We start from the raw sequence: 18,144 nt of genomic DNA, 5'->3' as shown, positions 1-18,144 counted from the left end.
ACCCCTCACACAGGAACGCCTCTCGATGAATCTGTTGAAAGTCGCCATCTGTGGTGGCGGCAGGACCGGCCATCTCAACGCCATCCTGTTCAAGCAGCTACCCAATGTTCAGGTTTCGATGCACACCCATAATCAGGAGGTCATCGAACAACACGCTCGCCAGACGCCGATGCAGGCGCTGCTGCCCGACGGCTCGACCCTGAGCGCCCGGTTGGATCGGGTGACCAGCGACGCGAAAGCCGCGGTGGAAGATGCAGACATCGTCATCATCACTGTGCCGGCCCATGCGCGCCCGCAAACATTGAAAGATATCGCGCCGCATCTGACCACCAGCAAACCAGTGTTCATCGGCGCTATTCCAGGCTTCTGCGGTTTCGACTGGCTGGCCGAAGCGACCCTGCCCGACCGACCGAACGTGGTGATCTGGGGCATGAAAGATGTGCCGCACACGGCGTTCGAATTGACCCCGGGACGCTCGATCAAAATGGGCGGCGGCAAAAGCCAGTTGTACGTCGCTACCCACGCCCGGGAGCCACAAACCGCGCGCCGCCAATTGGAAAAAATACTCACGCGACTGTACGGCCCGTGCGTGACGATGCTCGAGCATTTTCTGGAAATCACCCTGACGCCGGGCAACCCGATCATGCACAGCTCGGTGATCTACGGCCTCATCGGCCCCTACGGCCAGTGGCACCGCAAGATCTTCCCGCAGCGCATGTGCTGGTGGACCGAATGCCCGGAACTCGGCGCGTACTTCCTTGAACGCATGGATCAGGAAAGCCAGGAACTGTGTGCGGTGATCAGCCAGCGACTGGGCATCGACCTGTCTTCGGTGAAATCGCTGAAACAGGAAATTGTCGAGGCTTACGGTGAGCAGATCCGCGACCCGAGCAGCATGCTGTCGATCCTGCGCACCAATCAGGCCTACAACGACATCCTTGCGCCGATGGTACCGGCCGCGGACAACCGCGCCGGTTACGTGATCGAGCGCGAGAGCCGTGCCTTCAACGAAGACGTCGCCTACGGCCTGGTGCTGCTGGTGGAAATGGCCAAGCGTTTCGACCTCAAGGTGCCTTACATCGAGGAAGTCCTGCAGTGGAGCGTGGCCTACATGGAAGGCCTGCGCGACTCGGCACTCGACTATTTCCCGCGCCAATGGCCGCACACGACAAGCGCCGCCGCTTGATCTTCTTATTCAATTTTCGACGAGCAGACCGCTGATATGGATGACTTCAAGACACTGATCGCCTACTCCCGCAAAAACGCCATGCGCCGTCTGGTGCGTTGCCTGTTTGCGGAAAACATCCTCGACCGAGCGGCCCTGAGCTTTTCCGTCGAGGGCCACCAGGCCACGTATCCGCTCAAGGGCGGCCGCGCCCACCTGGCTTTTTCCGACATCGCCAAAGGCCCGGCCGATACCGTGGTCAACGACGGCGACGTGGTGTTGGTCACCGATGAAGGCGTGCGCCAGGTGATCACCAGCCACCAGGACATGCTCGATGTGCTGCGCGACAGTTTCGACTTCGCCCCGACCGACGAAGGCGTGGCCGGGCTCAAGTCCGACATGGAAAACAGCCTGACCAACGACGCCCACGCCCGTCAGCATCGCCAGCACTGGAACGCCCGACTGGCACAAGCCGCCAAGGATCAAGGACTGCACAGCTTTACTGATTACTTGCGCCAACACGCCAAAACCAAGGACGCCGCGATCCTGCTCGACCAGTGGGGTTCGCTGGAAGGCCACCCGTATTACCCGACCTGGAAAGCCCGCCCGGGCCTGACCGATGAAGAGGTCGAGCAACTGTCGCCCGAGTTCAACGCACAGGTGCCGCTGCGCATCGCCGCACTGCGCGCCGACAACGCGAAAAGCGAAAGCATGCCGCACGTGATCGATTACCGCGCCTGGTTCGCCGAGCATTTCCCGACGCAATGGGCGCAATGGAAAGCCTCGCTCAACAGCAAGGGGCTGGACGAAAACCAATGGCTGCCCTTGCCGATCCACAGCTGGCATTTACAAGCCTACGTGCTGGAAACCTTCGCGCAGGAAATCGCCGACGGCATTCTGATCACCGATGGCCCGGACCTGCCAACCCTGCCGACCATGTCGTATCGCACGATGATGCCGCTACTGGACGAATCCGCGCCGCTGATCAAACTGCCCATCGCGGTATGGATGACCAGCGAACTGCGCAGCCTGCAAGCCAAGTCGATTCACATGGGTCCGCGCATCAGCACGGTGATTAGCAAGATTCTCGAGACGGAAAACGGCTTCGATCAGCGCCTGGAAATCTTTCCGGAAGAAATCGGTGTGCGTTACAAAAACGCGGTGACGCAGGACGATCACCCGGGCCGTCATCTGTCCGTGGTTTATCGCGCCAGTGCGCCAGCGTTTGAACGCAACGATGAATGCCTGCCGATAACAGTGGCTTCACTGTTCACCCGTTTGCCCGGCAGTGGTCGTCCGCTGTTCACCGATCTGATTGAACGTGACGGTGTGCGCGCCAATGCTGCGCAGGTCGAGAGCTGGTTCCGCGAGTACGCGAAGGTGGTGACTCACCCGGTGGTGGCGATCTACTTGATGTACGGCATCGGCCTTGAGGCGCACCAGCAAAACACCATGGTGCTGTTCTCCCCGGATGGCAAAGCACGTAGTCTGCTGATCCGCGATTTCGGCGATGGCCGCACTTACGCGCCGTTGCTCGAGGGCCGTGGTTACAGCCTGCAACCGCACGTGCAGCCGGGTATTCTGCCGACAGTATTCTCCGGTGATATCGAGCCGGTGCGCATGTTTGTGCTCGACGCGGCGTTCCTCACGCACCTGCATGAAATGGCCTTGTGGCTGAACAAGGAATACGCTTTCAACAACACGCGGCTATGGCAAATCTTACGCGAAGAAACCGACCTTGCCTTCGAAGCGGTGCGTGACCGGGTCGCGGCAGACGTGTGGGAAACCGAGCACAAGGCGTTCGTCGAAGAGCCATGGCCAACCCGTTCGCTGTTGCGCATGCACTTGATGCAGTACAGCAACTATCGTTTGCAACACACCCTGACCAACCCGCTCGCTAGCGTTTAACCGAGGCTGACTCATGTCCCAAGCAGGTGCCATCCAGGGTTCGAGAGTAAGAATCCTGATTTATCTTCTATTTGCGATCCAGTTGGTATCGATGGGCGCGATGGAAATGAGCGGGCCGTTCTGGCCTGTCCACCTGCGTGGGCTGACGACGTCAGAGTCGCTTTTCAGCTTCGCCAGCATCGCCGTGTACGTCGGGCCGATGCTGGGCATTATTCTCACCAGTGCATTCTGGGGCCGGATCGGTGATCGCTACGGCCACAAGTTGATGATGATCCGCGCCCTCGCCGGCTTGTCGTTGACCCAGCTTGGGCTGGCCCTGTTCAGTGATATCTGGATCATTCTGATCCTGCGTTTTCTGCAAGGTGCGTTTGCCGGCTATATCGCGCCGGCACAGGCCTACGGTGTCAGCATTGAAGCGCCGTCGCGGCGCGCACGGCTGTTCGCCATTCTGCAAATCTCGACCAACGTCGGCTCGCTGCTGGGTGCGGTGGTCGGCGGTTTGATCCTCGATTACGCGACGTTCTTCTGGATCAACATCATCGCTTCGGCGCTGTGTGCGGTGTGTACCGTGATCGCCGCCGTGACCTTGCCGGACGTGCCGCCGGTAAAGAAAGCCGTGGCCGTCGACAAAACTGCACCGGCGCGTTCCGGCAGCCTCTGGCAAGGCTCACCATTGCTGTCGCTGCTCGGTGTGATGGGCATTCTGTTGCTGGCGCGGATGCTGCCGCAGACCTCGTTTTCGCTGTATGTCAGCTCGGTGTTCGAGGTCAGCAATTCGGTGGTCGGCCTCTGCTACGGCTTGCTGGCGCTGGGCTTCATTCTGTCGGCCACGGCGTGGTCGCGTTATTTCGAACACCGTGGTCAGCAGGACACCTTGCAGCGCATGACTTACGTGGTCATCGGCTGCATCGTCCTCACTGCGGTGGCGGGAATCACTCACAACCCGCTGGTGTTCGTCATTGCCTACTTCATTTGGGGTGTGTTGCTGGGTGCGACTACACCGGTGTTGATGGCGCTGATCTCGAAGACCGCCGACAGCTCGCAACAGGGTCATGTACTGGGCATCGCTCAGGGCACTGCGCAATTCGCTTCGATTGCGGGGATTTCCGCCGGCGGCCTGCTCAGTCAGGTCTACGGTTTGCAGTACACCTATCTGTTTGTTTGCCTGGCTTACGTCGTCGCACTGATCCCGATCGTCGCGTTGCGCTACTGGCCGGCGGTGATGCAACCGAGCCCAGCCCCAGACGGGGAATGATCAAGGAGTCTGCTTTTGAACATTGAACAACTGCGCGCCGACACCCCCGCCGTCGCGCAACTGATCCACTTCAACAATGCCGGCGCGGCGCTGATGCCCGCGCCGGTGATCGAAACCATGACCCGTCATATTCAGCTTGAAGCGAATCTGGGCGGCTACGAAGCCGCCGGGCAACAATCGGCCGAAGTGGAAAATGTCTACGCCGCCATCGGGCAATTGATCAACGCTCAGCCTGACGAAATTGCGGTGATCGAGAACGCGACCCGCGCCTGGGACATGGCGTTCTATTCGTTGCCGCTGAAACCCGGCGATGTGGTGCTGACGTCGACCACCGAATACGCCGGCAACTACATTCCCTATCTGCAAATGAAGCAGCGGCGTGGCATCGAGATTCGGGTCATCCCCAACGATGAACACGGCCAGGTTTCCCTGTCGGCGCTAACGGCCATGCTCGACGATGATCGGGTCGCGCTGATCTCGCTGCCGGTGATCGCCACCAATGGCGGCCCGGTGCAACCCATCGAGCAGATCGGCGCCCTCGCCCGTTCGGCTGGCGTGCTGTTTCTGCTCGATGCCTGTCAGGGTGTCGGGCAGATGCCGATCGACGTGCAGAAAATCGGCTGCCACATGCTCGCGGCCACCAGTCGCAAATACCTGCGCGGACCGCGCGGGATGGGCTTCTTGTATGTCGAAAAATCCCTGTGCCAGAACCTGGAACCGGCATTTCTCGACTTGCATGCCGCCTCATTGCAGGACGCCCAGACTTTCAAGATCCGCGCCGATGCCCGACGCTTCGAGAACTGGGAATGCAACGTCACCGCCAAACTCGGCCTCGGTGCGGCAGTGGAATACGCGCTGGCGCAAGGCATCGAACCGATGTGGCTGCGGATTCAGCAACTGGCTGATTACCTGCGCCGACAACTGACAGATATCCCCGGTATCACGCCGCGAGACCTCGGGGTGCAGAAGTCCGGCATCGTCACGTTTACTCATCGCGACAGCAGCGCCACGCACGTTCAGCAGTGGCTGACCGGCCAGGAAAAGCGCATCAACGTCAGCACCTCGACGGTCCGCTCGACCCTGCTCGACATGCAGCACAGGGACTTGCTGGAGGTCAGCCGTGCGTCGGTGCATGCGTACAACACTGAGGCGGAAATCGACACAATGGTTGCTGCACTGCGCGGTTTATAGGGCGCCTGAACAGGACGCCAATCGGCGCTTGCGTCAAAGAGGGGTTGTAAACTAGCATTGGGAATACTTCTCAATTGCATGAAAATCTGCAGCCATGAGCGAAACCCTTCCCGCGAATAATGCCAATCACCTGCGCGCGATCGAAGCCCTGTACAGCGGCCATCACGGCTGGCTGTACGCGACGCTGAGAAAAAAACTGGGAAACGCCATGGATGCGGCGGATCTGGCGCAGGACACCTTCACCCGCATCCTCGCCTCGCAAGTCACCGTCATTGAGCAGCCACGCGCGTATCTGAGCTGCGTGGCCAAGGGCATTCTGGTCAACTGGTATCAACGCAAGGCGCTGGAACGTGCCTATCTGGAAGCCCTCGCCCATGTGCCGGCGCCGGAAGTGCCTTCGCCAGAATTGCGTTTCATGGTGCTGGAAACCCTGCACGAAATCGACGCGATGCTCGACGCCCTGCCGCCACTGGTCAAACGCGCCTTTCTGTTGTCGCAGATCAGCGGGCTGAAATACGACGACATCGCCGAGCAGTTGGGCGTATCGCTGATCACCGTCAAACGCTACATGAAGCAAGCCTTCGTGCAGTGCCTGTTGCTGGTGGAGTGAATGCTCAGCCGCCGCCATGAGCCGCATCTCGATCACCAGGCCTTGGAAGAAGCCGCCGACTGGTTGATCCGCATGAGTGAAGGCGAACTCAGCGACAGCGAACGCGGCGAATGGGAATACTGGAAAGCCAGCACGCCCGAGCGCGGTCGTGCCTGGGCGCGGGCGCAGTTGTTGCAGAGCAAACTCGGCGGCCTGCCACCGTCACTGGCGATGTCGGCGCTCGATCGCCCGAGCAGCCCGGAGCGCCGTGTGGCGCTGGGCAAACTGGCGATGATTCTGGCGATCCTGCCGGCCGGCTGGGGCAGCTGGAAGCTGGCCGAAACCCAACAATGGTCAGCCGACTATCGCACTTCCGTTGGCCAGCAACGCGAGCTGACCCTGGCCGACGGCTCGAAAATCACCCTGAACACCGACACCGCCATCGACGTGCTGTTCGACGCCGATCAACGCCTCATCCACCTGCGCGAAGGCGAAATACTGGTGCAGACCGCGCCGGACATTTCACCGTTGGCGCGACCGTTTCTGGTCAGTACCCGTCAAGGTCGGATGCAGGCGCTGGGCACGCGTTTCACCGTGCGCGAACGGCAACCGCGCACCCACCTCGCCGTGCTGGAAGGCGCGGTCAAAGTCGAGCTCGCGGACAATCGCCAGACCACGCCGCTGATCGTCAACGCCGGTCAACGCACTGATTTTTCTTCCTACACCTTCGGCCAGCTCAGCGTTGCCGACCGCTACGTCGGCGCCTGGAGCCAAGGCATGTTGATGGCTGACAAGATGCGTTTGGCCGATTTTGTCGACGAACTCACGCGCTATCGCCGCGGCTTCGTGCGCCTCGATCCGGTGATTGCCGATCTGCGCATTTCCGGCGCCTACCCGATCAGCGACAGTCAACGCACCTTGAACATGCTGGCGCAAACCTACCCGATCCTCGTCAGCGGCCATTTGAATGGCTACTGGGTCATGCTCTCCCCGGCCTGAGTGAAAAAATAATTGCCGCTGCGGTGATACTTTTTTCGATCTCGACTGGCTATTGGGGAGAAACACCTTTTCGTCCTGTTTATAGGCTCATTCATCCATGCTTGCCGCACGCCATCTGCGCCCAGAACGTCAGCTCAAACCCGTTGTTCGCAGTGCGTTGCTAAGCCTTGCCCTGATCGGTGCCGTTTGCCCGTTTGCCTTGGCCGCCGTGCCGGTGCAACTGGACGCTGTCGCGGTTCGTGCCTACTACATTCCCGCCGGGCCGCTGGGTGCGACCCTGTCGAACTTCGCCGTGGACGCCAACATTGCCCTGTCTTTCGAGCCCTCGCTGGCCGAAGGCCTGACGAGCGCTGCGCTGATCGGCAATTACTCGACGCAGGAGGCGGTCAATCGCTTGCTGGCAGGCAGTGGCCTGGACATGGTCTTGCGCAGCGACGGCAGCTACACATTGGTGCAGCGCCGGGTGACGCTGGATGAAACATCGATCATCGGCACCGAAAAGCGCGCCGATTCCCTGCCAGAAGTGTATGCAGGTGGACAAGTGGCCAACGGCGGGCGCCTGGGCATTCTTGGCAATACGGATGTGATGGACGCGCCATTCAGCGTCAGCACCTACACCTCGGCGCTGATCAAGGATCAACAGGCCGTCACCGTCGGCGATGTGCTGGAACGTGATTCTTCGGTGCGTTCCACTGGCCAGACCGGAGGGATTGTCGACTCGTTCTTCATCCGTGGCTTTCCCGTCGGCGAAGGCAACCTCGGTGAACTGGCCTTCGACGGCGTTTACGGTGTGGCGCCCAACTATCGGGTTTTCACCGAATACGCCGAGCGCATCGAACTGGTCAAAGGCCCCGGCGCCCTGCTCTACGGCATGTCACCCAACAACGCGGTGGGCGGCGTGATCAACGTGGTGCCGAAACGCTCCCTCGATGAAGACCTGACCCGTTTCACCGCCAGTTACGCCATGGATGCTCAGGCCGGTGGCCATCTCGATGTCAGTCGACGTTTCGGTGAAGAGCGTCGTTTTGGCGTGCGCTTCAACGGCAGTACGCAACTGGGCAACACGGCGATCGACGATCAATCGCGGCATGTCGATATTGGTGCGATCTCTCTCGATTATCAGGGTGAGCGCCTGCGCACGACCTTCGACTGGCTTAGCCAAAAAGAAAGCTTCGACGCTGCCTCGCGGCCATTTCTCATTGCTTCGGGCGTGGACATTCCTTCCGCCGCCAACGGTCGCAGCAACGTCAGTCAGGATTGGGGCTGGTCGAAAACCCGTGACAAATCGGCGCTGCTCAGCGGCGAATATGACCTCAGCGACGCATTGACGGTGTTCGCCCATGCCGGCGGCGGCAAATCGGATGTGGCGCGAATGTCCGACCAGACGCCGACCATTATCAATGCCGCTGGCGACACCTCGTCGATCCCCGGCTACTACAAGTTCGAAGTCGAGCGTTACACCGTTGATGCCGGTGCGCGGCTGCGCTTCGATACCGGGCCGATCAGTCACCGCACCACCGTGCAAGTCAGTCGCTATCGCGATGTATTGTCGCGCGGGATCATTTCCGGCGCACCGATTCTGTCGAACATTTATCACCCGGTGGATCGCCCGAAACCTTACATCCCCAAGCCGGATACGCCGAAAGTCTCGCAGAGCGAGCTGACTGGAGTGGCGCTCGCCGACACGCTGTCGATTCTCGATGACCGCGCGCAGGTAACCCTGGGCTTGCGCAAACAGAACATCAAATCCGACAACTACAACGCCGCCGGCGTGGTGACCACGTCCTACGACGACGGCCGGACGACCCCGTTGTTCGGCGCGGTGATCAAGCCTTGGGATCACGTTTCGTTCTACTACAACTACCTCGAAGGGCTTAGCAAGGGCGACATCGCGCCTTCCACCGCGTCCAACGCTGGCGAGATCTTTGCCCCTTATGTTTCCCGCCAGCACGAACTCGGGGTCAAAGCCGATTACGGCACGTTCACCTCCACCATCAGCCTGTTTCAGATCACCAAACCCAGCGGCGAACTGGCCTCCGGGGTGTTCTCGGTGCAGGGCGAACAACGCAATCGCGGGCTGGAGCTGAACGTGTTCGGCGAAGTCACGCCGGGCACTCGCCTGCTCGGCGGCGTGACCCTGCTCAATGCCGAACTGACGAAAACCGGCGTGGCCGCCAACCGCGGCAACAAACCGGTCGGCGTGCCCGAGGTTCAGGCCAACCTCTGGGCCGAATGGGACACCTCTTGGGTCGAGGGGCTGACACTGACCGGAGGCGCGATCCACACCGGCAGCCAGTACGTGAACCAGGCCAACACACAAAAACTCGATGACTGGACCCGCTTCGATGTCGGCGCCCGCTACAGCACGCGCATCGATGATCGACCGACCACGTTTCGCGCCACCGTGCAGAACGTGTTCGATCACGAGTACTGGTCGGGCGTCGCTTCCTACGGCGCGTTCTCCCAAGGCTCACCGCGCACCTTATTACTGTCGGCGACTGTCGATTTCTGAAACGTTCAGCAGGACAGCGGTGTGAGCCGTTGCCGAACTGACCTTTGCAAAGGCTTTGACCATGGTGATTTTCGATCGACGCAGCCTCGCGATGGCTGCGCTGTTACTGGCAGGACTGCTGAGCCTGTCTGCGCTGGCGCCGCGCAATGCAAACGCCAGCGAAGCGGATACGGCGCGCACCGAAGTGACCGATCTGCTCGGGCGCAAGGTCAAGGTGCATCTGCCGGTCAGACGGGTCATCCTCGGTGAAGGCCGGCAGTTGTATCTGCTCGCCGCACTGGACACACAAAACCCGATCGAACGCATCGTCGGCTGGCGCAAGGACCTGGTCCAGTCCGACCCGGACACCTACAATGCCTACCTGCGACAATTCCCCGGCATTGCCAAAATCCCCACCTTCGGCGGCTTTGAAGACGGCACCTTTGATATCGAACAGGCGATCTCGCAGCGCCCGGACGTGATCATCCTCAATATAGAAGCGCAGCACGCCACCGAAGATGCGCGCTATATCGAGAAGCTCGACGCTTTGGGCATCCCGGTGGTGTACGTCGATTTTCGCAACAACCCGATGCAGAACACCGAACCGACCATGCGCCTGTTCGGCAAACTGTTCGGTAAAGAGCAACGCGCCGAAGCCTTCATTGATTTTCGCAACCAGCAGATTCACCGCGTCACCGACGTCATCGAGAAACAGCACCCACCGCGTCCAAGCGTGTTCATCGAGCGCATCGGCGGCTACACCGACGATTGCTGCCTGAGTTTCGGCAACGAGAACTTTGGTCTGTTTGTCGACATGGCCGGCGGCAACAATATCGCCCGGGGGATTATCCCGACCACGTTTGGCCAGTTGAATCCCGAGCAGGTCATCGTCGCCAATCCGGCGCACGTGGTGGTCACCACGGCCAACTGGGAAGCCTTTGCACCCGGTGGCCATTGGGTCGGTGTCGGGCCCGGCGCCGACATGAACCAGGCGCGGAAAAAACTCGCGTGGTATACGCAGCGTCCGGCCTACGCCGGGATCAAGGCTCAGGAGACACAAGCCTTCCACGCCATCTGGCATCAGTTCTACAACAGCCCTTACCAGTTCGTGGCCATTCAGCAGTTGGCCAAATGGTTTCACCCGGAGCTGTTTGCCGATCTCGACCCGGACGCCTCATTCCGTGAACTGCACGAGCGTTTTCTGCCCGTGCCGTATGAGTCGGGCTACTTCGTCAGCCTGCGCAATCCTGAGGTCAAACCATGAGTTCATTGACCGACACCGTCGAGGTGCAGCGCGAAACCTATCGGCGACTGGTGTTGCGTAAACGCCTGATCCTCGCCGGGCTGGTGATTCTGCTGTTGTGCAGCGTGCTGCTCGACCTTGCTTTGGGGCCAGCGAGTTACAGCTTCAGCGAAGTGCTCGGCGCATTGTTTTCACCGGACAGCGCGTCTCCACAAGTGCGCGTGGTGATGTGGGACATTCGTCTGCCAGTGGCGTTGATGGCAGTGGCCGTTGGCGCGGCGTTATCGCTGGCCGGCGCGCAGATGCAGACCATCCTCAATAACCCGTTGGCCAGTCCGTTCACCTTGGGCATTTCCGCTGCCGCCAGTTTCGGCGCGGCGCTGGGCCTGGCGTTCGGTGTGGCGTTGTTCCCGCTGGCCGCGCAATTCATGGTGCCGCTCAACGCCTTCATCATGGCCATGCTCTCGGCGCTGTTGATTCACTTTCTGAGCATGCGTCGTGGCGTCACTGCCGAAACCATCGTGCTGCTCGGCATCGCGCTGGTGTTCACTTTCAATGCGCTGCTGGCGCTGGTGCAGTTCTTCGCCACCGAGCAAGCCGTCGCCGCCGTGGTGTTCTGGACCATGGGCAGCCTGACCAAAGCTACTTGGCCGAAACTCGGGGTGATCTGCCTGGTGATCCTGATCACCCTGCCGATCTTCGCCAAACGCGCCTGGGCCCTGACCGCCCTGCGCCTGGGCGACGACAAGGCTGCCAGTTTCGGCATCAACGTGCGCAGCCTGCGCTTTCAGACGCTGATCATGGTCAGCCTGCTCGCCTCGTTTCCCGTGGCCTTCGTCGGCACCATCGGCTTCATCGGTCTGGTCGGGCCGCACATCGCGCGCATGCTGATCGGTGAAGATCAGCGCTTCTTTTTGCCGGCCTCCTTGCTCACCGGCTCGTTGATTCTCTCGGCCAGTTCGGTGGTCAGCAAGACCTTGATCCCCGGTGCGATTTTCCCTATCGGCGTGGTCACCTCGCTGATCGGCGTACCGTTCTTCATTTCACTGATTCTCGGCGGGAAGAAAAACTCATGGTGACGCTGCAACTGGACAATCTGGGCGCGCGCTACGGCCAGCGCGAGATCATTCGTAGTGTCTCGACGGCAACGTTTTCTGGCGGTCAGGTGGTTGCCGTGGTCGGGCCCAATGCGGCCGGTAAATCGACCCTGTTCAAACGCATGGCCGGGCTGATCGATGGCCCCGGGCAAGTGATTTTGCAGGACTCAAAAAAAGGCCCGAGCGGCATCAGCTACATGCCTCAAGGCCTGAACGCCAGTGCGCGTTTGACGGTGTACGAATCCGTGCTGCTGGCGCGCAAGCAACTGACCCCGGGCTGGGTGGTCCACGATGATGAGCTGAAACTGGTCGACGAGATTCTCGCCGCGCTGGGCATCACCGGGCTGTCGTTCCGTAACCTTGGTGAACTCAGCGGCGGTCAGCAGCAGTTGGTCTCCATCGCCCAGACGCTGGTGCGCGAACCGGAAATCCTGCTGATGGACGAACCGACCAGCGCCCTCGACATGCATCGACAAGTGCAAGTGCTGAATTTCATGCGCAACCTCGCGCGCAAACGCGAGGTGATTGTGTTCATTGCCATCCATGATCTGAATCAGGCGTTGCGCTTCGCCGATCAGGTGCTGGTGATTGCCGATGGCACCAGTCAGGGCAGCGGCCCGAGCAATGAGGTGATCACCGAGCAGATGCTGCGCGAGGTCTACAAGGTCGAAGCACGCATCGAGCAGTGCAGCAAAGGGCTATCGCATATCCTGATCGACGACATCGTCTGATCTCCCCGCCCCTGTAGGAGCTGCCGAAGGCTGCGATCTTTGTTTTTTAAAAGACAAGATCAAAAGATCGCAGCCTGCGGCAGCTCCTACACGGTGGGGTGTGTTATGGATCGACTTGTGCCATCAGCTCTGGCACCGATTCCGGGCGCTTGGCGTAGCGCTGAGCGAGCACCGCACAGACCATCAACTGGATCTGATGGAACAGCATCAACGGCAGGATCAACACGCCAATCGTGCTGCCGGCAAACAACACCTGCGCCATCGGCACGCCGGTGGCCAGGCTCTTTTTCGAACCGCAGAACAGAATGGTGATGCGGTCTTCCTGGCTGAAGCCAAACGCCTTGCCCAACAGCGTCGACGCCAACAGCACCAGCGCCAGCAGAATGCAGCAGACCACCACCAGCCCCAGCAGCTCGATGAGCGGAATCTGATGCCAGATGCCTTCGTTGACCGCCTCGCTGAATGCGCCGTAGACGACCAGCAAAATCGAACCCTGATCAACAAACTTCAGCCAGTTCTTGTTGCGTCCGACCCACGCACCGATCCAGCGACGGGCGATCTGCCCGGCAATGAACGGTAGCAACAATTGCACGCTGATTTTCAGGATCGCATCCAGCGTCGAACCGCCATCACCGTGTACGTCGAGCAGCAGCGTCACCAACAGCGGAGTGAGGAAAATCCCGAACAGACTCGACGCCGCCGCGCTGCAAATCGCCGCCGGAATATTCCCCCGCGCCAGCGAGGTGAAGGCGATCGCCGACTGCACCGTGGCCGGCAATGCGCACAGGTAAAGCATGCCCATGTACAGCTTGTCGCCGATCAGCGGTGACAGCAGCGGTTTCAGCGCCAGGCCCAGTAGCGGGAAAAGGACAAACGTCAGGCCAAACACCAGCAAATGCAGGCGCCAGTGGCCGGCGCCAGCAATGATCGATTCGCGCGAGAGCTTGGCGCCATGCAGGAAAAACAGCAGCGCGATGGCGAGGTTGGTCAGCCAGCCGAAGCCGACGGCGACCTGGCCGCTGGCCGGCAGGAAGCTGGCCAGCAACACGACGCCGATCAGCGTCAGGGTGAAGTTGTCAGGCAAAAAGCGGGGGCGAGTCATGGTCGGTTCATCCGGGGGTTGCCAGTGCGTGCCGACGACTCTAACTTGACTGCCAATTACCGACTAACGCCGAAGGGTCACAAGATGCCGCCTAAAGGACATGAGAAAAGCGTCCGTCGCAGCATTCCCGGGCTGCCCAGCCTGCCGCGTCCACTCTACGGACGCACCGAATCGCTGCCCAATCGCGCCCTGACCCGACGCCACAGCCACCCTTGGGTGCAGTTGTCCTACGCGATTCAGGGCGTGCTGGAAATCCAGACCAGCGCCGGCCGCTTTGTCGCTCCGCCGGAGCGCGCCGTGTGGATCCCGGCGGGCGTGCCGCATCGGGTGTTCAGCTCGCCGCACACGGAAATGCGCAGTCTCTACATCGATTGCAGCTACGCCGGATGGGCGCTTGAGCGCTGCCATGTGCTGGGCGTCAGCGACCTGCTCCGGGAACTGATTCGCGCGTTCAGTGAGGTTCCGGTGGAATACGAGCAAAGCGGCCCGCACGGACGTCTGGCCCAAGTCATCCTCGATCAATTGGCCGAGGCGCCGCAGATCGATCTGATGCTGCCGTTGCCACAAGACGCCCGCTTGAAGCAGATCTACCAGAGCCTTGAGCAACACCCGGAACAGCAGACCACACTGAGCCACTGGAGCGAGAAGTTCGGCGTCACCGAAAAGACCCTAACCCGCCTGTTTCAACGTGACACCGGCCTGACCTTCCGCGCCTGGCGCCAGCGTTTGCGCCTGCTCGGTGCACTGACACCGCTGGAAAAAGGCGAACGCGTCACCGACGTTGCGCTGGCCTGTGGTTACGACTCGACCTCGGCGTTTATCGCTGCGTTTCGCCAACAGTTTGGCGAAACGCCGGGGGAGTTTTTTCGCTGATCAGCGATCCGCCAGTGCTTCCAGCAAGTCCGCTGACGGCACGAAATACAGGCTGCCAGTGACGGCGGTGCTGAAATCCAGCAACTTGTCGTAATTACCCGGTGGCTTGCCGACAAACATGTTTTCCAGCATCTGCTCCATCGGCTCCGGCGAGCGCGCGTAGCCGATGAAGAAGGTGCCGAACTCCCCTGCCCCCGGCCGGCCGAACGGCATGTTGTCACGGAGGATTTTCACTTCCTCGCCGGCTGCGTTGGTGATGGTGGTCAGTGCGCTGTGCGAGTTGCTCGGTTTGACCGCGTCATCCAGTTCGATATCGGAGAGCTTGGTGCGACCGATAACGCGCTCCTGTGCTTCAACACTCAGGCCGTTCCACGCGGTCATGTTGTGCTGGTATTTCTGCACCAGCACGTAGCTGCCGCCGCTGAACTCGGGGTCTTCGTCACCGACGATGGTGAAGTTGACCGCTTTGCGCCCGACCGGGTTTTCCGTGCCGTCGACAAAACCGATGATGCTGCGCATGTCGAAATAGCGAAAACCTTGCACTTCGTCGACCACCGTCACCGCATCGCCGAGAACCGCCATGATCTGCGTGGCCAGTTCAAAACACAGATCCATTTGATCGGCGCGAATGTGCAGCAGCAGATCGCCCGGGGTTGCCGGCGCGTGCCGCCCTTCCTCGCCAAACTCGCGAAAACCGTGCAGCGACGCCGGGCGCGGATGGCCAAACAGACGATCCCAGGCGTTCGAGGAAAAGCCGCAGATGCAGGTCAGATTGCCGGTCGGTACGCGCTTGCCAACCGAACGCACCAGCCCGGCGACATCGCCGCACCAGTCTTTGACGGTTTGCGCGGTTTCAGGCCCGGCATTCAGCGTCGCGACGATGAAAATCGCACTGCTGGTGATCGGACTGCACACCGCTTGAGGTTCGAGAATGTCGGTATTCATCGCTGAAAACATTGCTCCGTAAAAAATGCCCGAGCTGATAACGAGGGCAGATAGTTCGTTTTTATCGAACTGTTGCGTAGAAATAAACGATTTTTCTTTGCCGCAAACTCGTCGCTAGCATGGCCTCGTCTGACCCCAATCCAAGAATAGACAGGGAGCGTGACATGCCAGCCACCAACATCAATATCGGCGAACCGTGGATGTGGGCCGCCTTCATCGTCTTCGTGCTTGCCATGCTGGCATTGGACCTGTTTGTCTTCGGTGGGCGCAAGGCGCACCGGGTGTCGGTTCGCGAAGCCTTGTCCTGGGTCATCGCCTGGTGCCTGCTGGCACTGAGTTTCGCGGCGCTGCTCTGGTGGTATTTGCACGGTGCGTTCGGCGCTGACATTGCCCGGCAGAAAACCCTCGAATTCCTCACCGGTTATCTGATCGAGCAATCGCTGTCGATCGACAACATGTTCGTTTTCGTGATGATCTTCAGCTACTTCGCCGTACCGCCGGAGTTACAGCGACGGGTGTTGCTGTACGGCGTGCTCGGGGCGATCGTGATGCGCGCGGTGATGATTTTCGCCGGCGTGTGGCTGGTGTCGCAGTTCGAGTGGCTGCTGTACGCGTTCGGCGTGTTCCTGATCATCACCGGGATCAAGATGCTGGTGTTTGCCGACCACCAGCCAGACTTGGACAAGAATCCGTTGCTGCGCTGGGTGCGCGGGCATATGCGCATCACCAGCAGCTTTCATGGCGAACGGTTTTTCGTCTTGCAGAATGGCGTGCGCTGGGCCACGCCGATGTTTCTGGTGCTGGTGCTGATCGAGGCCAGTGACCTGATGTTCGCGGTCGACAGCATCCCGGCGATCTTCGCCGTGACGACTGATCCGTTCATTGTCTTCACCTCGAATATCTTCGCGATCATGGGCCTGCGCGCGCTGTATTTTCTGCTGGCAGATATGGCGGACCGCTTTCATCTGCTCAAGTATGGGCTGGCGATTGTGTTGGTGTTTATCGGCGGCAAGATGGTGTTGATGCCGTGGTTGCACATGCCGGTGGAATGGTCGCTGGCGGTGGTGGGTGGGGTCATCCTGAGTTCGGTTTTGCTGAGCCTTGTCATCACCCGAAATGCTGAACGCAGCACCGAATGACACCCTACATAAACCTGTGAGAGCGAGCTTGCTCGCGAAAGCGGTGTGTCATTCAACGATGATGCTGGATGATCCGACGCCTTCGCGAGCAAGCTCGCTCCCACAGGGATTTCGTTCAGCCCATATCTATTTGTCAGACTTGATACTGGTCCACACCCGCGTACGCACGCGCTCGAGCTTCTGCGGCAACGGCTGCACGACGTAGAGGTTTTTCAGTGCTTCCGGGGTCGGTGTAAGGTTCGGGTTACCGGTGATTTCCTTGTTGATCAGCGGCATCGAATCCTTGTTCGCATTCGGGTAGCCGAGGAAGTCGCTGATCGGTGCGATCACTTTCGGATCGAGCAGGTTGTTGAGGAATTCATGCGCTTCGGCGACGTTCTTCGCGCTCTTCGGAATCGCGAAGGTGTCGAACCAGATCGGCGCGCCTTCCTTCGGCAAGCGCCAGTCGACCACCACACCGTTGCCGGCCTCTTTGGCGCGGTTGCCGAACTGATAGAAGCTGCCGGAGTAACCGATCGCCACGCAGATGTCGCCGTTGGCGATGTCGGTCATGTACTTGGCCGAGTTGAAGTAGGTCACGTACGGGCGAACCTTGAGCATCAGCTCCTTGGCCTTTTCATAGTCGGCGGGGTTCTGGCTGTTCGGGTCGAGGCCCAGGTAATGCAGGGCCAACGGCAGGATTTCCGTCGGCGAATCAAGCATCGCTACACCGCAGGATTTGAGTTTTTCCATGTTCTCCGGTTTGAACACCAGATCCCAGCTGTCCACCGGCGCGTTGTCGCCCAGTGCCGCTTTGACTTTGGCCGGGTTGAAGCCGATCAGCACAGTGCCGACCATGTAAGGCACGCCGTACTGGTTGCCCGGATCGTTCTTGCCCAGCAGTTTCAACAGCTCCGGATCCTGATGGCTCCAGTTCGGCAGTTTCGATTTATCCAGCTTCTGAAACACGCCAGCCTTGATCTGCGTTTCAAGGAACTGGTTCGACGGCACCACCAGGTCGTAACCGGAGTTGCCGGTCAGCAGCTTGGCTTCCAGGGATTCATTGGTATCGAAGGTATCCCAAGTCACTTTGATGCCGCTTTTTGCAGCGAAATCCTTGGGCACGGACGGCAGGATGTAGTCCGCCCAGTTGTACACGCGCAGTTCGCGTTGCTCAGCCTGGACAGCGCCGGCCAGCAGCGTCAGCCCACACACAGTGGCACCCAGAATGCGTTTCATCGTGACCATGGTTGTTCCCCAAAAGGCAGCGTGAGTTCGATGGTTTTTATGTTCTGTACACGGCAGCGGCTGTAAAGGTAGCCAAGGGTAAAAAGGGTCGAGCGTCTTGTTGTGGTTTTGATTCTTGCTGACAGCGTAGCTGGAGCACAGTGGGGGATGGGCCAAAAGGGGATCGATGTGGCCAATTTGATTGACCGC

At 60.1% G+C, this 18,144-nt stretch carries 15 protein-coding genes; 12 read left to right on the top strand and 3 right to left on the bottom strand.

Annotation, left to right across the window (positions count from 1 at the left end; all coding sequences use genetic code 11):
- Positions 1 to 25 precede the first annotated feature (25 nt).
- From BMY54_RS22445 to BMY54_RS22400, 10 genes are all read left to right on the top strand, one after another.
- On the top strand, positions 26 to 1,186 hold the full coding sequence (locus tag BMY54_RS22445) for an NAD/NADP-dependent octopine/nopaline dehydrogenase family protein (protein ID WP_093437664.1): 1,161 nt from the start codon (positions 26 to 28) through the stop codon (positions 1,184 to 1,186).
- Positions 1,187 to 1,222: 36 nt separating this feature from the next.
- A complete protein-coding gene (locus BMY54_RS22440) occupies positions 1,223 to 3,073 on the top strand; it encodes an IucA/IucC family protein (RefSeq protein WP_093437659.1) in 1,851 nt (616 codons plus the stop codon).
- Positions 3,074 to 3,086: 13 nt separating this feature from the next.
- Positions 3,087 to 4,328, top strand: coding sequence for an MFS transporter (locus tag BMY54_RS22435; RefSeq protein WP_093437654.1), 1,242 nt, complete (start codon positions 3,087 to 3,089; stop codon positions 4,326 to 4,328).
- A gap of 15 nt (positions 4,329 to 4,343) precedes the next feature.
- Positions 4,344 to 5,519 (top strand): aminotransferase class V-fold PLP-dependent enzyme, encoded by a 1,176-nt coding sequence (locus BMY54_RS22430; protein ID WP_093437650.1) that lies wholly within the window; start codon positions 4,344 to 4,346, stop codon positions 5,517 to 5,519.
- A 94-nt stretch (positions 5,520 to 5,613) separates the two neighbouring features.
- Positions 5,614 to 6,129 (top strand): sigma-70 family RNA polymerase sigma factor, encoded by a 516-nt coding sequence (locus tag BMY54_RS22425; protein ID WP_093437645.1) that lies wholly within the window; start codon positions 5,614 to 5,616, stop codon positions 6,127 to 6,129.
- Complete coding sequence (locus BMY54_RS22420; protein WP_093437641.1) at positions 6,130 to 7,107, top strand: FecR domain-containing protein; 978 nt, start codon at positions 6,130 to 6,132, stop codon at positions 7,105 to 7,107.
- A 97-nt stretch (positions 7,108 to 7,204) separates the two neighbouring features.
- Positions 7,205 to 9,619: a TonB-dependent receptor gene (locus tag BMY54_RS22415; RefSeq protein ID WP_093437636.1), complete on the top strand. Its 2,415-nt coding sequence runs from the start codon at positions 7,205 to 7,207 to the stop codon at positions 9,617 to 9,619.
- A 61-nt stretch (positions 9,620 to 9,680) separates the two neighbouring features.
- Complete coding sequence (locus BMY54_RS22410; RefSeq protein WP_093437631.1) at positions 9,681 to 10,862, top strand: ABC transporter substrate-binding protein; 1,182 nt, start codon at positions 9,681 to 9,683, stop codon at positions 10,860 to 10,862.
- Entirely contained in the window at positions 10,859 to 11,920 is a 1,062-nt protein-coding gene (locus BMY54_RS22405) for a FecCD family ABC transporter permease (RefSeq protein WP_093437627.1), read from the top strand. Before BMY54_RS22410 ends, BMY54_RS22405 begins: the two co-directional genes overlap by 4 nt.
- The gene (locus BMY54_RS22400) at positions 11,914 to 12,669 is read left to right on the top strand and encodes an ABC transporter ATP-binding protein (RefSeq protein WP_093437622.1); all 756 of its coding nucleotides are present in this window, start codon (positions 11,914 to 11,916) and stop codon (positions 12,667 to 12,669) included. The genes BMY54_RS22405 and BMY54_RS22400 overlap by 7 nt, the downstream gene beginning before the upstream one ends.
- A gap of 103 nt (positions 12,670 to 12,772) precedes the next feature.
- Here the strand turns inward: BMY54_RS22400 and BMY54_RS22395 are convergent, their stop codons facing one another.
- Complete coding sequence (locus BMY54_RS22395) at positions 12,773 to 13,771, bottom strand: bile acid:sodium symporter family protein (RefSeq protein WP_093437618.1); 999 nt, start codon at positions 13,769 to 13,771, stop codon at positions 12,773 to 12,775.
- A gap of 84 nt (positions 13,772 to 13,855) precedes the next feature.
- On the opposite strand from BMY54_RS22395, the gene BMY54_RS22390 reads away from it, so the two are divergent.
- Positions 13,856 to 14,644, top strand: coding sequence for an AraC family transcriptional regulator (locus BMY54_RS22390; protein ID WP_093437614.1), 789 nt, complete (start codon positions 13,856 to 13,858; stop codon positions 14,642 to 14,644).
- Here the strand turns inward: BMY54_RS22390 and BMY54_RS22385 are convergent, their stop codons facing one another.
- Positions 14,645 to 15,589 carry a Dyp-type peroxidase gene (locus tag BMY54_RS22385; RefSeq protein ID WP_093437610.1) on the bottom strand — a complete coding sequence of 315 codons (945 nt, stop codon included), beginning with the start codon at positions 15,587 to 15,589 and terminating at the stop codon, positions 14,645 to 14,647. It lies immediately after the preceding gene.
- 164 nt (positions 15,590 to 15,753) lie between these two features.
- Here BMY54_RS22385 and BMY54_RS22380 point away from each other — a divergent pair, with 164 nt between their 5' ends.
- The gene (locus tag BMY54_RS22380) at positions 15,754 to 16,728 is read left to right on the top strand and encodes a TerC family protein (RefSeq protein ID WP_093437605.1); all 975 of its coding nucleotides are present in this window, start codon (positions 15,754 to 15,756) and stop codon (positions 16,726 to 16,728) included.
- A gap of 126 nt (positions 16,729 to 16,854) precedes the next feature.
- Here BMY54_RS22380 and BMY54_RS22375 read toward each other — a convergent pair whose 3' ends face one another.
- Complete coding sequence (locus BMY54_RS22375) at positions 16,855 to 17,955, bottom strand: polyamine ABC transporter substrate-binding protein (protein ID WP_093437600.1); 1,101 nt, start codon at positions 17,953 to 17,955, stop codon at positions 16,855 to 16,857.
- Between the last annotated feature and the right edge of the window lie 189 nt (positions 17,956 to 18,144).

The sequence above is a fragment of the Pseudomonas sp. ok266 genome, from assembly GCF_900110195.1.
In the GTDB taxonomy this organism is placed as follows: Bacteria; Pseudomonadota; Gammaproteobacteria; order Pseudomonadales; family Pseudomonadaceae; genus Aquipseudomonas; species Aquipseudomonas neuropathica.
Note: the sequence above shows the minus strand (reverse complement) of the source record. Positions and strands in the feature narration are given on the sequence as shown.